Origin of the sequence: Enterococcus hailinensis (genome assembly GCF_045862035.1) — a bacterium.
Taxonomy (GTDB): Bacteria; Bacillota; Bacilli; order Lactobacillales; family Enterococcaceae; genus Enterococcus_A; species Enterococcus_A hailinensis.
Genome location: NZ_BAAFRV010000007.1, coordinates 17,908 through 35,139, shown reverse-complemented (window position 1 = coordinate 35,139; position 17,232 = coordinate 17,908). Strand labels below are relative to the sequence as shown.

Annotated in this window: 12 protein-coding genes; 9 read left to right on the top strand and 3 right to left on the bottom strand. The window is 36.9% G+C overall.

Features of this window, described 5'->3' with window-relative positions; genetic code table 11:
* Positions 1-102 precede the first annotated feature (102 nt).
* From ACKTSC_RS07080 to ACKTSC_RS07070, 3 genes are read left to right on the top strand one after another with little or no spacing between them, the layout of a single operon-like run.
* Positions 103-1,236: an exonuclease SbcCD subunit D gene (locus ACKTSC_RS07080; protein WP_407855417.1), complete on the top strand. Its 1,134-nt coding sequence runs from the start codon at positions 103-105 to the stop codon at positions 1,234-1,236.
* The gene (locus ACKTSC_RS07075; protein ID WP_407857221.1) at positions 1,236-4,358 is read left to right on the top strand and encodes an AAA family ATPase; all 3,123 of its coding nucleotides are present in this window, start codon (positions 1,236-1,238) and stop codon (positions 4,356-4,358) included. Before ACKTSC_RS07080 ends, ACKTSC_RS07075 begins: the two co-directional genes overlap by 1 nt.
* On the top strand, positions 4,359-7,538 hold the full coding sequence (locus ACKTSC_RS07070; protein ID WP_332581392.1) for an SNF2 helicase associated domain-containing protein: 3,180 nt from the start codon (positions 4,359-4,361) through the stop codon (positions 7,536-7,538).
* Positions 7,539-7,554: 16 nt separating this feature from the next.
* Here ACKTSC_RS07070 and ACKTSC_RS07065 read toward each other — a convergent pair whose 3' ends face one another.
* Positions 7,555-8,274 (bottom strand): HAD family hydrolase, encoded by a 720-nt coding sequence (locus ACKTSC_RS07065; protein WP_407857220.1) that lies wholly within the window; start codon positions 8,272-8,274, stop codon positions 7,555-7,557.
* Positions 8,275-9,054: 780 nt separating this feature from the next.
* Here ACKTSC_RS07065 and spxA point away from each other — a divergent pair.
* From spxA to ACKTSC_RS07035, 6 genes are all read left to right on the top strand, one after another.
* Positions 9,055-9,453 (top strand): transcriptional regulator SpxA, encoded by a 399-nt coding sequence (spxA, locus tag ACKTSC_RS07060; protein WP_010739854.1) that lies wholly within the window; start codon positions 9,055-9,057, stop codon positions 9,451-9,453.
* A 170-nt stretch (positions 9,454-9,623) separates the two neighbouring features.
* On the top strand, positions 9,624-10,268 hold the full coding sequence (locus tag ACKTSC_RS07055; protein WP_407857219.1) for an adaptor protein MecA: 645 nt from the start codon (positions 9,624-9,626) through the stop codon (positions 10,266-10,268).
* Between the two features lie 69 nt (positions 10,269-10,337).
* Positions 10,338-11,339 carry a competence protein CoiA gene (locus ACKTSC_RS07050; RefSeq protein WP_407857218.1) on the top strand — a complete coding sequence of 334 codons (1,002 nt, stop codon included), beginning with the start codon at positions 10,338-10,340 and terminating at the stop codon, positions 11,337-11,339.
* A gap of 70 nt (positions 11,340-11,409) precedes the next feature.
* Positions 11,410-13,224: an oligoendopeptidase F gene (gene pepF / locus ACKTSC_RS07045; protein ID WP_407857217.1), complete on the top strand. Its 1,815-nt coding sequence runs from the start codon at positions 11,410-11,412 to the stop codon at positions 13,222-13,224.
* 164 nt (positions 13,225-13,388) lie between these two features.
* Positions 13,389-14,573, top strand: a complete 1,185-nt coding sequence (locus ACKTSC_RS07040; protein WP_407857216.1) for a class C sortase — start codon at positions 13,389-13,391, stop codon at positions 14,571-14,573.
* A gap of 1 nt (position 14,574) precedes the next feature.
* The gene (locus ACKTSC_RS07035) at positions 14,575-15,747 is read left to right on the top strand and encodes a class C sortase (protein WP_407857215.1); all 1,173 of its coding nucleotides are present in this window, start codon (positions 14,575-14,577) and stop codon (positions 15,745-15,747) included.
* Between the two features lie 95 nt (positions 15,748-15,842).
* Here the strand turns inward: ACKTSC_RS07035 and ACKTSC_RS07030 are convergent, their stop codons facing one another.
* Complete coding sequence (locus ACKTSC_RS07030) at positions 15,843-16,490, bottom strand: DsbA family protein (protein WP_332581399.1); 648 nt, start codon at positions 16,488-16,490, stop codon at positions 15,843-15,845.
* Positions 16,487-17,095 (bottom strand): CYTH domain-containing protein, encoded by a 609-nt coding sequence (locus tag ACKTSC_RS07025; protein WP_407857214.1) that lies wholly within the window; start codon positions 17,093-17,095, stop codon positions 16,487-16,489. Before ACKTSC_RS07025 ends, ACKTSC_RS07030 begins: the two co-directional genes overlap by 4 nt.
* Between the last annotated feature and the right edge of the window lie 137 nt (positions 17,096-17,232).

Here is a 17,232-nt window from a genome sequence, read left to right as displayed (position 1 = left end):
TATCAAGCGCCTATATCTGAGAACATCTACTTGTTGAGCAGAAATATACATTAAATCGTGTTATAATTTAAGGAAGGACTAAAATGAGAAAAGGGTGGATCAATGAAAGTTTTACATACGGCTGACTGGCATATCGGGAAGAAATTACATGGCTATGAATTGCTATCAGACCAAGCGTATATTCTTGATCAAATACTGAAAATCGCACAAGCAGAGTCCGTCGATGCAATCATAATCGCCGGGGATCTATATGATCGCTCGATTCCTTCTGAGGATAGTGTCCGGTTATTGAATCAAACGATTGCGAAATGGAATCTAACTGAAAATATTCCGCTGTTAGCAATCTCAGGCAATCACGATAGTGCGACCCGTTTGGCAACTGGTGCTCCATGGTTCAATCAATCGAATTTTCATTTGCATACACGCTTAGAAGAAGCATTTGAACCTATCGAAATGGGGGACACACAGTTTTATTTATTGCCTTATTTTGAACCAGTTGATGCACGGATTTATTTTGCAGATCCTGAGATTCGAACGATTCAAGCGGCAATGCCTAAGGTGATCGAAAAGCTTGAAGCTAGTTTTGATAAAAATAAAAAGCACGTGTTGGTCAGTCATTTCTTTGTAGCTGGCAGCAGCAAAACCGATTCAGAGACTAAAATAGAAGTCGGTGGTTTAGATGGGATCAATGGTCAGCTATTAGTTAATTTTGACTACGTGGCTCTAGGCCATTTACATGGAAAAGATGCGTTGAAAATGGAAAATGCCCGTTATAGCGGTTCGCCTTTAAAGTATTCTTTATCGGAAAAAAATCAGGTTAAAGGTGTTTGGATCATTGATACAGAAACGTCTGAATTTTCGTTTCGAACAGTCGCTCCACTACATGAAATCGAAGAAATTCAAGCGACATTTGAAAAATTATTGGATCCTGATTTTTATTTGACGATTGAACGCGAAAATTATCTTTCGATTTTATTAGAAGATCAGGCGGTGATCCCAAATTTGATGAATCAATTACGCCAAGTCTATCCACGAATCATTCAAGTAGAACGGATCAATGGGTATGAAGCCGAAAACATCAGTCGTTTAAGCCAAAAACAACTGACTGAAAAGTCTCCCATAGCGTTGACCGAAGAATTTTTTACTGAAGTCGCTCAAAGTGAATTGACGAGTCGACAAAAGAAGTGGATTGAAGACGGCTTACACACACTTCTTAAGCAAGGAGGGTCAAATTAATGCTTCCAAAGAAAATCATTATGGAAAATTTCGGCCCTTTTTTACATGAAGCAGTCGATTTTGAACAAATGTCAGAAACCCCATTATTTTTAATCAGCGGAAAAACGGGTGCCGGAAAAACCACGATTTTTGATGCCATTACTTTTGCTTTATATGGTGATGCTTCTGGCGGGGTCCGTTCTTCGAATGAGATCCGTTCTTCTTTTGCAGAACCGACTGAAGAAACGCGGGTCCAATTTATTTTTGAGCATCAGGGTCGACAATATTCAATCGAACGCTGGCCAAAGCAGACCTTGGCTAAAAAAAACGGTAAAGGTGAAACGACTAAAAATCAAAAAGTCCAGCTAAGTGTCTTTAATGATTTGGGTCAAGAAGCAGAAGCCTACACAAAAATCGATGCGGTCAACGAAGTGATCTATCAAATCCTACATCTGCAAAAAGAGCAGTTTCGTCAAATCGTGATGTTACCACAAGGCGAGTTTCGAACATTTCTAAATGCGAACAGCACTGAGAAGGAAGCCGTTTTACGCAATCTTTTTGGTACAAGTGCTTATCGCGGGTTTACTGAAAATCTAAAATTTAAAAAAATAGCGATGGAGAAATCCGTCAGTGAATTGACCACTCGCATGGATCAATTGTTTCAACAAGTCCTCTGTGAACAAGGAGATACTTATCAAGAATCATTGAATCTTGCGAATCAGTACCTAACAAAAGAAGCACAAGAATTGTTACAAAGTCGAACTGAACTTGAGATGCAACAAACCGATTACAAAATGTTGCAACAGCAAGTCCAAAAAGCACAAGAATTGACAACGTGGTTGCAGCAAAAAGATGAGACGTTTCAAGAATTAGCTGAACTTGAAGAGGCAAAGCCGATCCAAGAACAACGTAAACAGCAACTAAAGCAAGCTAAAATGTTAGAAAAAGTTCGTCCTATCTATGAACGAGCACAAGAATTGGCGATATTTCTCAAAAAGTATCAGGAAGAAATTGCTGAAAATAAGTTTCAGCTAGCAGCTTTGGATCAACAGTTTGTTGCAGCAAAACAACAAACAATTGTTTTTGAAAAAGAAGCAGGAATATGGCAAGAAAAAAAACAAGTGTTGCAAAAAATGGAAGCATCTTTGCCTTTGGTCAAACAAAAAGCAACGCTAAGACAACAAGCAACTGAGTTAGAAGCAAAACAGGCGGATCAGCAAACACAGTTAATGGCACTAAATCAACAATTAGCTGCTTTGGAGCAAGAACAAAAAATACTTCAAGCAAAGCAAAATGATGAAAAAGACTGGCAAAACCGCCGTTATCAAGAACTACAATTCCAACAGCAACTAAACCAGTTGGAAGATCTAGCTGGAAAAATCATAGCTCAGCAAGAAGTAGAAGAAGAACAACAGATACATTTAGCTCAACTGATCGAAGAAAAAAGCCAAACTAGCAATCAATTGATGGCGGTCACCGGTGACTATAAAAAATTGAAAAGTCAGTGGGCTGCTGCTGAAATCGCGCGCTTGAGTCTAGACTTATTACCAGGAGAGCCTTGTCCCGTTTGTGGATCGAAAGAGCATCCTGAACCTGCTTCTCATGAAGGAATTATCCTAGATAACTTAGCCGAATTGCAAAGTGAATTGGAAAAGCAAGAAGCTCGAATCAAGCAATTAGAACTTTTGCATGAGCAGCAAACGGTTAGGTATGAAGTTGCGGAACAAACCTTTGAAAAAACGCAAACTGATCGCGTAGTAGCTCAAAAAGATTTAGCTAAAAAAATTAAGGAGTGCCATCAACAATTGATGGACTATTATCAAGCAGATTTACCATCAGTGTTAGATCAGCTCATAGTGATTTTGGCTGAAAAGCAAACCGAAACGGATCAAATGTTGGCAGAAATCACGCAGGCCAATCAACAAATATCAGTAATAACTGAAAAAATAGCTAGTTGTTTAGAAGAAAAAAAACTTTTTGAGATGACACTAGCTGATATAACCAGCGAACAACAATTATTACGCGGTCGAATCTCAAGTATTGAAGAGCAAACGGCAGACTGGCAGTTAGAAGAATTAGAGCAACAAATAAAAGAAATTGCACAAGCAATCAAAGAACATGAAGAAGCCGTGAGAAGGCATCAAGATTCAATAAATTCACTGGAACAAAATCAGATTCGTCTGCAAGAGCAGCACCAGGCATTGACTCGGCAAATACAAGAGACTACTCAAAATCTGTCGAAACAGCAAAAATTGGTGCAAGAAAAAATGACAGAAGCGTCAATTACTGAAGAACAATTAATGATGGAAAAAATAGATCTTGAAGTATTGGAATCAGCGATTACAGATTTTGATAAACACCAAGGGATTTTAAACGATCGGTATCAGCGCTTAGTTGAACAAATCGATGATCGAGCAAGACCAGAACTCGAAGTGTTGCAGGCATCGTTAGCAGAACGAGAAACGCAAGTGTCCCAATTACAACAACAATACTACGCACGAGAAAGTCAACTGCAACAACAACGTGAGATAATCAAAACGATCGAAGAATTACATGGTCAAAGCAAAAAGCAGTTAGATGAACTCGGTCAGATGGTTCAACTGTATCAAACGATGAATGGTGACAATCCTCAAAAAATCAGTTTGGAACGCTATGTTTTACAATGGTATTTAACCGAAGTTTTACAAAGCGCCAACCAACAACTGAACCAGCTGACAAAAGGACGTTATCGTTTCGAATTGAATCAAGAAACTGGACGCTCAAAAGGAAATACTGGTTTAGAAATCAATGTCTATGATGACAATGCTGGAGCCACGCGAAGTTCTCATACTTTATCAGGTGGTGAAAGTTTTATAGCTGCGTTATCATTAGCATTAGGTTTAGCAGAAGTGATTCAAAGCCAATCTGGTGGTGTTGCCATCGAAGCTTTATTTATTGATGAAGGTTTTGGGTCTTTGGATGAGGAAGCACTGGAGATGGCGATGGAAGCATTAGAAGGTATCGAAAATGCTGGACGGATGATTGGGATCATAAGTCATGTAAGAGAGCTAAAAGAACGGATCCCACAACAAATTATTGTGGAGACTAGCGGAACGGGGCGAAGTAGCATTCGCTATCAGCTAGAAGGATGGAGTGAAGCGTAAATGAGATGGAGTATTCCGGAAAAAGTAATTGAGCGCGGCAGAACTTACTTGAAAGAAGGACGGGTCTTATCCGTTGAAGCAGACGCAGCACGCCGTGTGTGGCATGGTGAAGTATTAGGCAGTGAACTTTATTTAGTCGACTTAGACGGCAGCGGAAAAGAAAATGATATTTGTTCATGTCCTTATTGGGAAGAACACGGATATTGTAAACATACTGTATCGGTAGAGTTGTACTTGCGTGAAAAAGGATTATCACGTGTCATCAATCCTGAAACAGTTTTACCTAAAAAAATGGAAAGCAGCGTCTCTTTTGCTGATTTACTGAATCAAGGATTTGCTCGTTTAGAAAAAGAAGCAGAACCTTTGCAACCTTTATTTGTTGAGTTTGTGGTCGAAGCGATCCCGACAAATCCATATCATCCAGAATTAGACGTTTTAGCAGTCTCATTGCGAATCGGGACTAAAGCTGGAAAAAGAAGTTATATCGTTAAAAATCTGTATGACTTTTTACACGCGTATCAAATGGATTCTGCTTATACAGTCAATAAACAATATCGTTTTCAAATTGAGGCAGGCGCTTTTGAGCCGGATTGTCGTGATTTGATTGAAGATCTAGTCGGAATCAGCGAAACCTATCAATTATTAGGTAAAGCAGGCTTACAAGTCAAAGGAAAATTAGATAAACGCTATCTATTATTACCTGTTCACCGGATGCAAGAATTATTAAATGGGATGGAAAAAACAGGCAACTTAAGTATTGTGATCGGTGAAAAAAATTATTCAGAAGTTCATGAAGGACAAGAATTACCATTATCATTCCAAATCGAAAAACGTAGTGAAAATGATTTTAGTTTGACGGTGGCAGATAATTTTACAAACTATTATAGTAATTATTTCTTAGGTTTCATTGAAAATTCTTATTACTTGATGACTCGGGAACAGCAAGATACGTATATCACATTAAAGCAATTGATGAAACGTTTGAAGGAACCGGTAATTACGTATGAACAACGACAACTGTCACAATTATTCACAGAAGTCCTGCCTTACTTACGTAAAATCGGTCGAGTCCAAATCTCTAGTGATGTTTCCGAAATCATGAAAGAAGAACCGTTAAGAGCGGTCGTGATTTTTCGAAAAATCAAAGGAATGATCAAGGCAGAAGCCGAGTTTCATTACGGAAATGCGTATTTCTCTACGAATGATGCTCATCAACCGAAATTACCAAACAATGTAGAGATTTTACGTGATCGACGGAAAGAAAAACAAATTTTGGATCTTTTTGATACGTATCGTTACCAAAAAATCGATACAGGATTTGAGAAAAAAATTCCTGTGAAGGATAATTTGTATTACTTTTTCAAAGTTGAAGTCGAAGAATTTCGTCGTTTTGCTGAAGTTCGAATGGGCAAGAAGTTGCGTCAATTATTCTTAGATGGAGAAGAGTTCCAACCAACGATCGAAATCGATCAACATGGCTCTTGGTTAGATATCAAATTTGATGTAACAGGTATTCAAGACAATGAAATCGATCATGTGTTGAATAGCTTATTACGTAAAGATCGTTTCTACACATTGGATAATGGAGAAGTTTTATCATTTGATTCTGAAGCTTTCCAACAAACAAGCGAGATGATCGGACAACTAAGAGAAAAAATCAATGCAAAAGATGGGTTGATCCGTTTACCTAAGAGTCAAGGAATCATGCTGGAAGAGCAATTGAAAAATAATCCAAATGCTCAATTCAGCGAAAGCTTTACTGCAATGGTCCAAGACTTAACACATCCAGAAGATTATCAAGTGGCCTTGCCTGATACACTACAAGCACAGCTTAGACCGTATCAAGAAGCGGGTTTCCGCTGGTTGAAAATGCTAAGCGATTATGGTTTTGGCGGTATTTTAGCCGATGAGATGGGCCTTGGTAAAACGATCCAAGTTATCACCTTTTTGTTGGCAGAAAAAGCCCAACAACCAATCAAAGCTTTGATTGTTACACCCGCTAGTTTGGTCTATAACTGGCAAGCAGAAATCAAAAAATTTGCTCCTAGTTTGCATTCGCAAGTCATTTCAGGCAGCCGCAGCGAGCGAGAACAATTATTTGCTGATTCAAATGAGATCGTGATCACTTCTTACGCAAGTATGCGCCAAGATATTGATCTTCATGAACAAGCAGGCTATCAATATCTAGTATTGGATGAAGCTCAAATGGTCAAAAATTCATCAACAAAAACAGCGAGTGCATTGCGCAATTTATCGATTCCGCATCGCTTTGCATTAAGTGGCACGCCGATTGAAAATAATTTAGAAGAGTTATGGTCATTGTTCCAAACAGTCATGCCCGGCTTTTTCCCAAGTATTGGCCGTTTCCGTCAAATGCCCGTACCTGAAATCGCTAAGATGATCCAACCATTTGTTCTCCGTCGTGATAAAGATACGGTGTTACAAGAGTTACCAGAACGAATTGAATCTAATGTTTTAAGTAGTTTGACTGAAGAACAAAAAACAGTTTATCTGGCTTATTTAAAACGCATGCGTCAAGAAGTCGATCAAATGGATTCGGCAACTTTCCGTAAACAACGAGTAAGTATTTTAGCTGGTTTGACTCGCTTACGCCAAATCTGTGATGACCCGCGTTTATTCATGGAAGGCTATGAAGGCGGATCTGGTAAATTAGATCAAGTAAAAGATCTGATTCGTGCGGCTAAAGAAAATGGTCGTCGAGTATTGTTATTCTCGCAATTTACGAGTATGTTGTCGATCATTGAACAAGAATTTGCTGAAGAAGGCATCTCTAGTTTTTATTTACGAGGGAGCACGAAAGTTCCAGATCGTTTGAAAATGGTCGATGCCTTCAATGCAGGTGAAAAAGATGTTTTCTTGATCTCATTAAAAGCTGGTGGTACTGGTCTGAATTTAACTGGCGCAGATACTGTGATCTTGTATGATTTATGGTGGAATCCAGCAGTTGAGGAACAAGCAGCTGGTCGTGCACACCGTATCGGACAGAAAAAAGTCGTAGAAGTATGGCGTATGATTGCTGAAGGTACGATCGAAGAACGAATGAACCAACTTCAACAGGAAAAACGTGAATTATTCCAAAAAGTAATCCAAGGCAATGAAGAACAAACGAATAAACTTACTGAAGAAGATATTCGAATGATTTTGAGTTTAGGAGAATAAAAAAACTTGCAGCGTATTAACGCTGCAAGTTTTTTTCGGTTATGACTGCTTGTTTCAATGCTTCAAAACTGGTGATTTCTTGATCAAAAAGTATGGATTGATTATCCGGTAGTGGGCGATGCTGATGATTGAACCACCACACATTCCAATTTGCTGATTTTGCACCTATGACATCATTTTCAAAACTATCACCAATATATAGGAGCATATCTGCAGACAATCCGAGACGCTCTTCCATTAGTTTAAAAATTTTAGGATCGGGTTTTTGAATTTTTACACCATCTGAAATCATAATCGTATTTGGAGCAAACCAATTTTTTAATTGCAAAGCATTTATTTTATTGGTTTGACGCTCAACAGGTCCATTGGTAATTATTCCGATGGGAATGTTTTGTGTAGTTAGAAAGTCTAGGATCTGTTGGATTTCTTTTGGAAGAGTGATTCGTTCTAAAGCTTGATCATACATGGTTTGAAACTTCGATAGATCTTTATCTTCAGCGTAGAAATCTTCGGCTTGTAATGCCAGACGGATTCGTTCATATCGCATTTTTTCTAACGTCCATTCCCCGCGGATCGTTTTCATGTAGTGTAGATCGCTGAAGTGACGAAATTGAAGAAATAGTGAGGATAATTTGTTGATCGGAAAAGTAGGGAATAGTGCAGTAATAGCATCAGCGAAAGGTGCTCGTTGTTCATATAAAGTATCATCTAAATCAAATACGATTCCATTAATCATTTAGTCACTCCTAATCATTTGGATGAATCTATTATACCAAAAAACAATTGTTCTTTTTTTAGATAAATAAAAAAATAGTATTTCAAATTATTTTTTGTTATGTTATCTGTTCAACAATAATTGGAAAAAAACATTCAAAATAATCAATCAAAAATATTCCTGATAAAAAAAATAATGATTGATGGTCTTAAAAACAAGCGAAAAATTATTCGCTTCACTCTTGCTAAACAACAAAAAAAAAAGTGAATTTTTTTGAACGCTTGAAAACTGTATCTATTTCAAAAGATTACTTTTAGTAAAAAATTTGATACAGAGTTATAATTTTAAGTATAAAATAAAATAACTGTAAAATAAGGGTATTGATAATTTATGCATTTTGCTAGTTTATAATAATTGTAAAAAACGCTGAATTAGCGTCATCATGAGAGACTTTATCTCATTTGTTAGAATAATATTTTTATTTTTATACTAATAAAAAAATTTTTTACAAATCTAATAATAAAGAAAAATAAGAAAAATTCTATTTTTTTAATACAGTTTATAATGTTGTTATACTATTTTTATAAATTAGAGTTACGCCATTATTTTCTCATCTAAAACAACGAATGTGTCCTGACAGCTTTTGTAGCGGTGTTAAAAATTAAATAACGTTAATATTAAAAAAGAAAAAGTGAACCAAACCTTTTTTTTGTTACATTTTTTTTGTATAATAGAAACAGATAGCAGGAAATGAATATATCCTGTTACAAAATTTGAGAGTTAAGAAAAGGAGTGATATGTATGTTAACATTATATACTTCCCCTAGTTGCACATCATGTCGGAAAGCACGTGCTTGGCTGCAGGAACATGAGATCCCTTATGTTGAGCGGAATATCTTTTCTGAACCATTGAATATCGATGAGTTGAAAGCCATCTTACAGATGACTGAAGACGGAACTGAAGAGATCATTTCTACTCGTTCGAAAGTTTTCCAAAAATTGAACATGGATTTAGATGAATTGTCACTAAAAGAATTATTAGATCTTGTTAAAGAGAATCCAGGATTGTTACGTCGTCCGATTATGATCGACGAGAAACGTTTACAAGTTGGCTTCAATGAAGATGAAATTCGTCGTTTCTTACCTCGTGATGTTCGCCAATATGAATTACGTCAAGCCCAGTTAATGGCTGGATTATAAAATAGATGCCTCGCAGCTGCGGGGTGTTTTTTTGTTTGTAGAAATTAGAGCGTTGATCAGTGCAAGGCTTTGTTTAGGGGAATTTAATAAATTTTGCTGGCTTTCTTTACTTTTAAACGGAATCAGTTACAATGAACATATAATCTACTATTAAAGTGAGGTGTGCCAAGATGGAAATGGAACACATCAATGAGAATACGATTCGAGTTATTATTGAGAATGAAGATCTAGCAGAACGTGGGATTACTTTTTTAGACCTACTAGGTAATCACCGCGAAATTGAATCTTTTTTTTATAGTATCTTAGAAGAAGTCGATATCGAAGATGAATTCAAAAGCAGTGAAGCAGTAACTTTCCAAGTTCTGCCCAAAAATGATGGCTTAGAGTTGTTTATCAGCAAAAACCTATCGCCTGAAGATATCAGTAAAATGAATAATTCTACTGAATTCGAGACCGATGATTTCGATCAATTGATTCGCCAACAAATTTTAGCGAATTCTGAAACGCTTGAAGAAGAGCCGGTTAATAATCGAGTGCGTGTCTTCCAGCTGAATAGCTTTGAAGATATGATCGAGTTAGCAAGTTATCACTTTTTAGATGAGGCTTGGTGCGATTTGTATCTGCTCAATGAAAAGTATTATCTTCAAGTTGCTTTTGATCCTGAAGTTTATGGAGATTATGCTTTAGCAGATGTTACTGCTGAAATTTTAGAATATACGCAAGACGTATCTGTTTCGACAGAAATGTTAGAAGAGTACGGAAAACTTTTGATGCGTCGTGATGCAATTGAAATCACTCGCAGCTATTTCAACTAAAAGAGAGAAAAGACTGGTATTCAAATGAATATCGGTCTTTTTTTTGTACCTTTTTTTGAGGTGATGAGAATGTTGTTTGCTTATACCACAGAAAAACAGTTGGTCAATGCAAGGAATGCGACGACGGGTACGCAGTATTATTGTCCAGATTGCGGCTCTTTATTGATTCGTAAAGCGGGATCTTTATTGATTCCTCATTTTGCCCATTCAGCGAAAGAAATATGTCATGGGATGAGCGAAGGAGAAACGATCGAGCATTTGAATTTGAAGCAAATGTTTTACCAGTGGGGCCAACAAACTGACCAACAATGGCAGCTAGAAACACCATTAAAGGATCTAGCGCAAAGACCGGATCTATTAAACCGAAAACTTGCAGTCGAGATCCAATGTTCTTCATTAAAATCTACTCGTTTAGTAGAACGTATAAAGGGCTATCGTCAAAATGGCTATCAAGATTGGTGGCTGTTAGGAGCAAAATTAAGACCTAATAAAAAATTCACGTCCTTGCAAAAGCAATTTTGTTCTTTTTCTAAAGACAAAGGAGTCCACGTGTGGGGAATTAAAAAAGATGAAATTTCTTTGTTTTACCATATTTACCAGCAAGACCAACACTATCAATATTCAAAAAAAATCTGGCCAAGTTATTCTGTCCCTATCACGACGATCTTAAATACCAATTTGTCTGAACTACCGCCTAAAATCATTCTGTCAAAACAAAGTGTGTTAGCAGAAAAACGACGACTAGCTAAACGATTATCATGTTCAGAACCTAAAGTCATGAAAGTCCAAACTTATCTATATCGTCAGCGCCGCCACCTACTTTATTTATCAGAATGGATATATTTTCCCAGCCGGTACAGCTTTTTTTATCAGGAGGATCTTTTGATTTTCCGACTGCTGTTCCAGCAAGAAGCTAAAAATGCGGATACGATATTCAAAAAATTTTTACACTATCGAGAAACGATGCAACGAAAATGGATATTTTATCGAATAGAGGAGCGGGAAATACTTGAACGGTTGTATTTAGAAGCCATTTTTTGTCAAAGAAAGGCTAAAATTTTACAGGCTTGACTCATTAAAAAATTACTTTTTTCAAAATTGTGATAAGATTGGGGATGATAATAGAGATGGGAGTGTTTTTATGAGTGAAGCAAAACAATTACCAACGCGTCAGGAAGTTCCTGTTGAATTAACATGGGACTTAACTAAAATTTTTGTGAATGACGCTGCTTTTGAAGCAAAATTTACAGCTCTAACAGAAGAACTAGCTGCTGTAGAGCAAATAAAAGGAAGTTTAGGACAAGGCGCTTCTGAACTTTTAAAAGCAGTCGACTACGTTTTAGATATTTATCGTAAAGCGGAAGTCATCTATGTTTATGCACATCTTAAAAATGATGAAGATACTGCGAATACAACAAATCAGGCTCTTTATGCGCGAGCTTCAAGTTTGATCGCTAAAGTCAGTGAAGCAGTCAGCTGGTTTGAACCAGAATTATTACAACTTTCTGATGAACAAATCGCAGCTTATTTTGATGAAGAACCTAAATTGCAATTATACCGTCATTTCATCGAACAAATAATCTCAGAACGAGCACATGTATTACCAGCAGAACAAGAGGCACTCTTAGCCGGTGCTAGTGAAATTTTTGGCAGCTCTGCAGATACCTTTGCCGTGATGAACAATGCTGATTTAAAATTCCCAATCGTAAAAAACGAAGCTGGCGAAGACGTTCAATTAACGCATGGTGTCTATGGTCAATTATTAGAAAGTACTGACCGTACAGTACGTGAAAAAGCATTTAAAGCATTGTACTCTGTGTATCATCAGTTTAGAAATACTTTTGCATCAACGTTGAGTACACATGTCAAAGGCCATAATTTTAAAGCAAAAGTTCGCGGGTATGATTCTGCTCGGGCAGCGTCATTAAGCAGCAATCATATTCCAGAAGATGTATACGATACTTTAGTTTTAGTTGTAAATCAGTATTTGCCGTTGCTTCATCGTTATGTAGAATTACGTAAAGAATTATTAGGTTTAGAGCAGTTGCATATGTATGACCTATACACGCCATTGCTAGCTGAAGCTCCAATCAAATTTACTTATGAAGAAGCGAAAGCCAAAGCATTGGAAGCTTTAAAACCATTAGGTGAGGAATATTTAGAGATCGTCAAACAAGCCTTCGATGAGCGTTGGATCGATGTCGTAGAAAATCAGGGAAAACGCAGTGGTGCCTATTCTTCTGGCGCTTATGACACTCAACCATATATTTTATTGAATTGGCATGATCGTTTGGACGAATTGTATACATTGGTCCATGAAATGGGGCACAGTGTACACAGTTACTTTACTCGTCATACTCAACCATATGTTTACGGTGATTATTCGATCTTTTTAGCTGAGATTGCTTCCACGACGAATGAAAATCTACTAACTAGCTATTTATTAGAAACAGAAACGGATCCTAAGATTCGTGCTTACATCATCAATCATTATCTAGATGGATTTAAAGGAACGATCTTCCGTCAAACACAATTTGCAGAATTTGAACATTTTATCCATACCGAAGATGCGAAAGGAAATCCGTTAACTAGTGATTATTTAAGCCGCTTCTATGGAGAGTTAAATGCGAAATATTATGGACCGATTGTTGTGAATGATGAAGAAATCAAAGATGAATGGTCACGGATTCCGCATTTCTATTACAATTATTATGTGTATCAATATGCGACTGGTTTTTCTGCTGCCAGTGCCTTAGCAAAACATATTGCTGAAGGTGATGAACAAGCATTAGAAAATTATTTGACTTACTTAAAATCAGGCAGTAGTGACTATCCAATCGAAGTAATGAAAAAAGCCGGAGTCGATATGACACAACCAGCGTACATTGAAGATGCGATGGAAATTTTTGCATTACGTTTGGATGAATTGGAACAGTTAGTTGAAGAATTAAGATAGCTTATTTTAATCAGGTAAAATCACTCCTAAAATTTTAGGAGTGATTTTTTTTGTACCAGCATAAAAGGTAATCAAAATCCAAATAATTAATAGAATTTATATAAATGGAATTTCTCTTTTGTTTGATGGTATGGGAAAATTATTTTGAGTAGGAGGGATCCATTGTGAGCAAACCAAATAGAAGAGACAAACTTGATTTGTTTCTAAAATTATCGATTGCTATGATGTTTATTGCAGGTTTTTTGGTTTTTATGTATCCCTTTGTGGTGGACTCAATCAATAATTTTGTAGATCAGCGTAGGCTTGAAGCAGTCGAAGAACAAACTGCCGCCCGCTCAGAAGCTGAGAAGCAGAAGCGATTAAAAAAATTAGCAGCAGAAAATAAAAAATTACGGACGATTATTCCTGGTTCAGGTAGTTTAGATGATCCATTTCATACTTCCTTGGAAGGAATGGAAAGTCCTAAAAAAGAGTATTATGAAAAACACATGATCGGTGCTATCTATATTCCTAAAATCAAGGTCAGTTTGCCAGTATATGATTTAACGAATGATTTTTTGTTGGATCAAGGAGCCACAGTGATGCAAGGAACGTCCTATCCAGTCGGTGGCAAAAGTACCCACTCAGTGATCACGGGTCATACGGGTTTGACAGATAAGAAATTATTTACTGATCTTGATCAATTAAAAAAGCAAGACAAGTTTTTTGTACATATCGAAGGGAAAAAATTAGCTTATCAAATTGATCGGATCCGAGTAGTGAAGCCGGAAGATTTCAGCGCCTTAAAAATAGAAGCGGGCCGTGATTTGATCACACTTTTGACTTGTACTCCCTACGGTGTGAACAGTCATCGATTATTAGTGTCCGGTCATCGGATCAGCTATCCAGTCCAAGCGGCCAAAAAAATAAAAGCCACTGAGAATTATCATCGTCGCCGAGTCATTTATCTGATATTGGGATGTCTTTTTTTTATGTTGATTTTTCTATACTTTGTTTGGCGTAAAATTGTTCTCTATCAGTCTAAAAAAAGAAGCTACGATTTTGTCTTTTATTTGTATCAAAATGGTCAACCGTTATCAGGTGTGCGAGCATTGTTAATTTATAAACGAGAGGTCGTTCGTGTAGCAGGCAGACTTGTCTATGCGACAAGTGATGAGAGAGGAGAAATCAGATTTGCGAATGTTCCGGGAGGTATTTATCACGTAGAGACTGAAAATGGATTGCGGATCAAGGGCAAAATTTGGCGATTAAAAGATTCTATCTTTACGATTGTCGGTCATCGCTGCCGAGGATATAAGCGAATCAAACGATTGGTGAAACATTACATCATAGAAAGTAAAGGGAAGTGACATGGAAAGTAGTTCGAACAACTTAAAAAAACAGTTGGTCAGTAAAGTCATAATGATTTTGATTTTTCTGATTGGGGTATTGGTATTGGCCTATCCTTTTTACATCAATGCGATCAATAATTTTATTGATCAAAAGCGAATGGAAGAAGTACAAATGGAAAATGAAAAGCGAACGAGTGAACAGATCCGACAAACAAAGGAACGAATGGAAGCACGCAATAAGGAATTAAAAACAAATGGTCTAGTGCCAAAAGCACCGCCATTTACCCATAGTGAAGAACAAAAAATCGTAACGGACGAATACCTTCACTCACATTTGATCGGAGCAATCAGCGTTCCATCGATCGAGATCACTTTGCCGCTTTTTGATACAACGAATGAGAAATTATTACAAGAAGGTGCGACGGTTTTACAAGGAACTTCTTATCCGACTGGTGGAATCGATACGCATTCAGTGATTTCAGCGCATAGTGGGCTGCCTGAAAAAAAATTATTTACTGATTTGGAAGAAGTAAAAAAAGGCGCTATTTTTGCGATCAGTTTGTTTGATGAAAAATTGGCTTATAAAGTAGACAAGATCGAAGTCGTCAAGCCTTCGGATACTTCTGTAATCGATATTGAGCCAGGTCGAGACATCGTGACACTTTTGACTTGTACACCCTACATGGTCAATAGTCATCGTTTGTTAGTGACTGGTCATCGGGTTCCGTATACTGAAGAAATCGCCGAGGCAATCAAAAAAGCTGATGATACTCGTAATTTTAAACAAAGACTTACTTTATTAGGAGTAGTATTAAGTATCTTAGTACTGTTGTTGATGGTCTTTGCAAATTTTCATCGCTATTTTTTGAAAAACCATTCGTTTAATGTGACACTCAAACGTTTAGATGTAACTGGAAAACCATTAGCCAATGAAAAATTAGCCTTATATTCTAAAAACGGCAAAGTACCGATCCAACAATCAGGATTACCAGTTGTTGTTGTAACAGATAGTAATGGTTTGGCTCATTTTGAAAAAATAGCCGGCGGTGTTTATTGTCTGAAAGTAGCAGAAGATTTTGGGTTCAAGCTGGGCATCAAGAAATTACGTGATCGAAAAGTGAGCCTCTATTTGACTAAAAAACAAAAAAAATTCATTTTTACTCATGAGAACATGATCATTATCAAAAAATGATTAACAGAAAGACAAAAATAACCAAGTGGAAGCGTTCATCACTAGGATGAACACCTTCACTTGGTTTATTTTGCTTAAAATAAGTGCATGAATGCTTAAATAAGTGAGAGATGGCAATTCGCTGCCAGATTATCAAACGGGATATTTTTATTCTGTAATTTTAGCAAAGTCATCAATGATTCTTTAGTGGTACAAGTATCTAAAATATGATGGATTGTTTCACAGCCCTCGATGCGAATTCCTGCCTCGCAATCATCATTATAATTATAAATGACTGCAGAAGGATGAGAGGTGATCTTCATTTCATTTGCAATTTGCTGATCAGCTAAAAAAGCTTCTTTAACAAAGGCTGAATGGCGATCTTCTAAAAACATTTCGACATCACCGCCGATTTTAGTAAATAGTTGCAGGGCCAGCTTCTTTGAATACGTTTGTTTTTGTTCACCAACAGCTTCTTGAAGTTCTATTAAGAAGTCCCGGCCACGTTTTTTACCTTGAAGCTGAGCAGCTTTTACATCTAAAGCGGCTGAGTGGATTTCTTGAGATAGGTCATTGCGTAAGTGAATATCTTTTTCTGAGGCACCGATGCGGTTCATGAATTCTGAAATAGTATTGAGATTCATGATAGGAATCAAGCGTAATTGGATTTTAAGATCGTAACTGTTGATCAATTCAATCATTCGTCGCTCAATCGATAGGCATCTTTTGCCGATGGGATTAACAAATAAGTAAATCTCAATCACTGATTTCCCTCCATATCTTTATGTAATTTTTGTTGAGCGTAGACAGCGCGAGCAATTTTATTTTGGGTCTTGCGAAAAGGTAAGTCAAAGTATTGTAAAAAATCTTTGAAATCGACTTCGCTAAAAGAACCATCAGGAACTTCCAGCTCTAATTCAAAGTCATGTTGGCGACTATACCAACTCTCGTCTAATGCTAATTTTCCTTCAGGAATCATAAATTCAGCTCGCTTCGTCGTTAATTGTGCGATCAACTGTAGATCCTCGATGGAAATATGTAAGGCACTTAAATGGGCTAAAACTTCTTTCGCTTCAGGGACAAATCGTGCAGATCGGACTTTAGGATTCACTTCCTCAAGGGTCAATGCATCCGTAATTTCTAACAGACCTATACTTTGTGGAACCTTCAATGTCGCTTCGGCTTTTGTTTCAAAACGTCGGATCCTAAGACCCATTCCCTGTTTTTTTAATAAAAAATCAGGGGTATCAAAATAAATATTTGTTTGTTGGACAAATTGATGCTCCTCGATTTGGTACAAGTGTAAAAGACGTTTGTATTCGTCTGCTGTCAACATGCTTTTGTATTCAATTTCAAGTGATTTACTCAAATTCGTATACTCCTATTTCTAACCCGTTATTTGTCTACTTTATCCTCACATATAACAAAGGTTTTAGTCAAATGTTTAGAAAGGAAATTTTAAAAATGTTACCGGATTGTAACAATTGTTAAATACTGAAAATATGA

Bases quoted from the DNA above. Each gene is read 5' to 3' on its own strand.
- ACKTSC_RS07070 (WP_332581392.1), top strand. From the start codon at position 4,359: ATGAGATGGAGTATTCCGGAAAAAGTAATTGAGCGCGGCAGAACTTAC.
- ACKTSC_RS07075 (WP_407857221.1), top strand. From the start codon at position 1,236: ATGCTTCCAAAGAAAATCATTATGGAAAATTTCGGCCCTTTTTTACAT.
- ACKTSC_RS07065 (WP_407857220.1), bottom strand. From the start codon at position 8,274: ATGATTAATGGAATCGTATTTGATTTAGATGATACTTTATATGAACAA.
- ACKTSC_RS07080 (WP_407855417.1), top strand. From the start codon at position 103: ATGAAAGTTTTACATACGGCTGACTGGCATATCGGGAAGAAATTACAT.
- pepF (WP_407857217.1), top strand. From the start codon at position 11,410: ATGAGTGAAGCAAAACAATTACCAACGCGTCAGGAAGTTCCTGTTGAA.
- ACKTSC_RS07035 (WP_407857215.1), top strand. From the start codon at position 14,575: ATGGAAAGTAGTTCGAACAACTTAAAAAAACAGTTGGTCAGTAAAGTC.
- ACKTSC_RS07050 (WP_407857218.1), top strand. From the start codon at position 10,338: ATGTTGTTTGCTTATACCACAGAAAAACAGTTGGTCAATGCAAGGAAT.
- spxA (WP_010739854.1), top strand. From the start codon at position 9,055: ATGTTAACATTATATACTTCCCCTAGTTGCACATCATGTCGGAAAGCA.
- ACKTSC_RS07055 (WP_407857219.1), top strand. From the start codon at position 9,624: ATGGAAATGGAACACATCAATGAGAATACGATTCGAGTTATTATTGAG.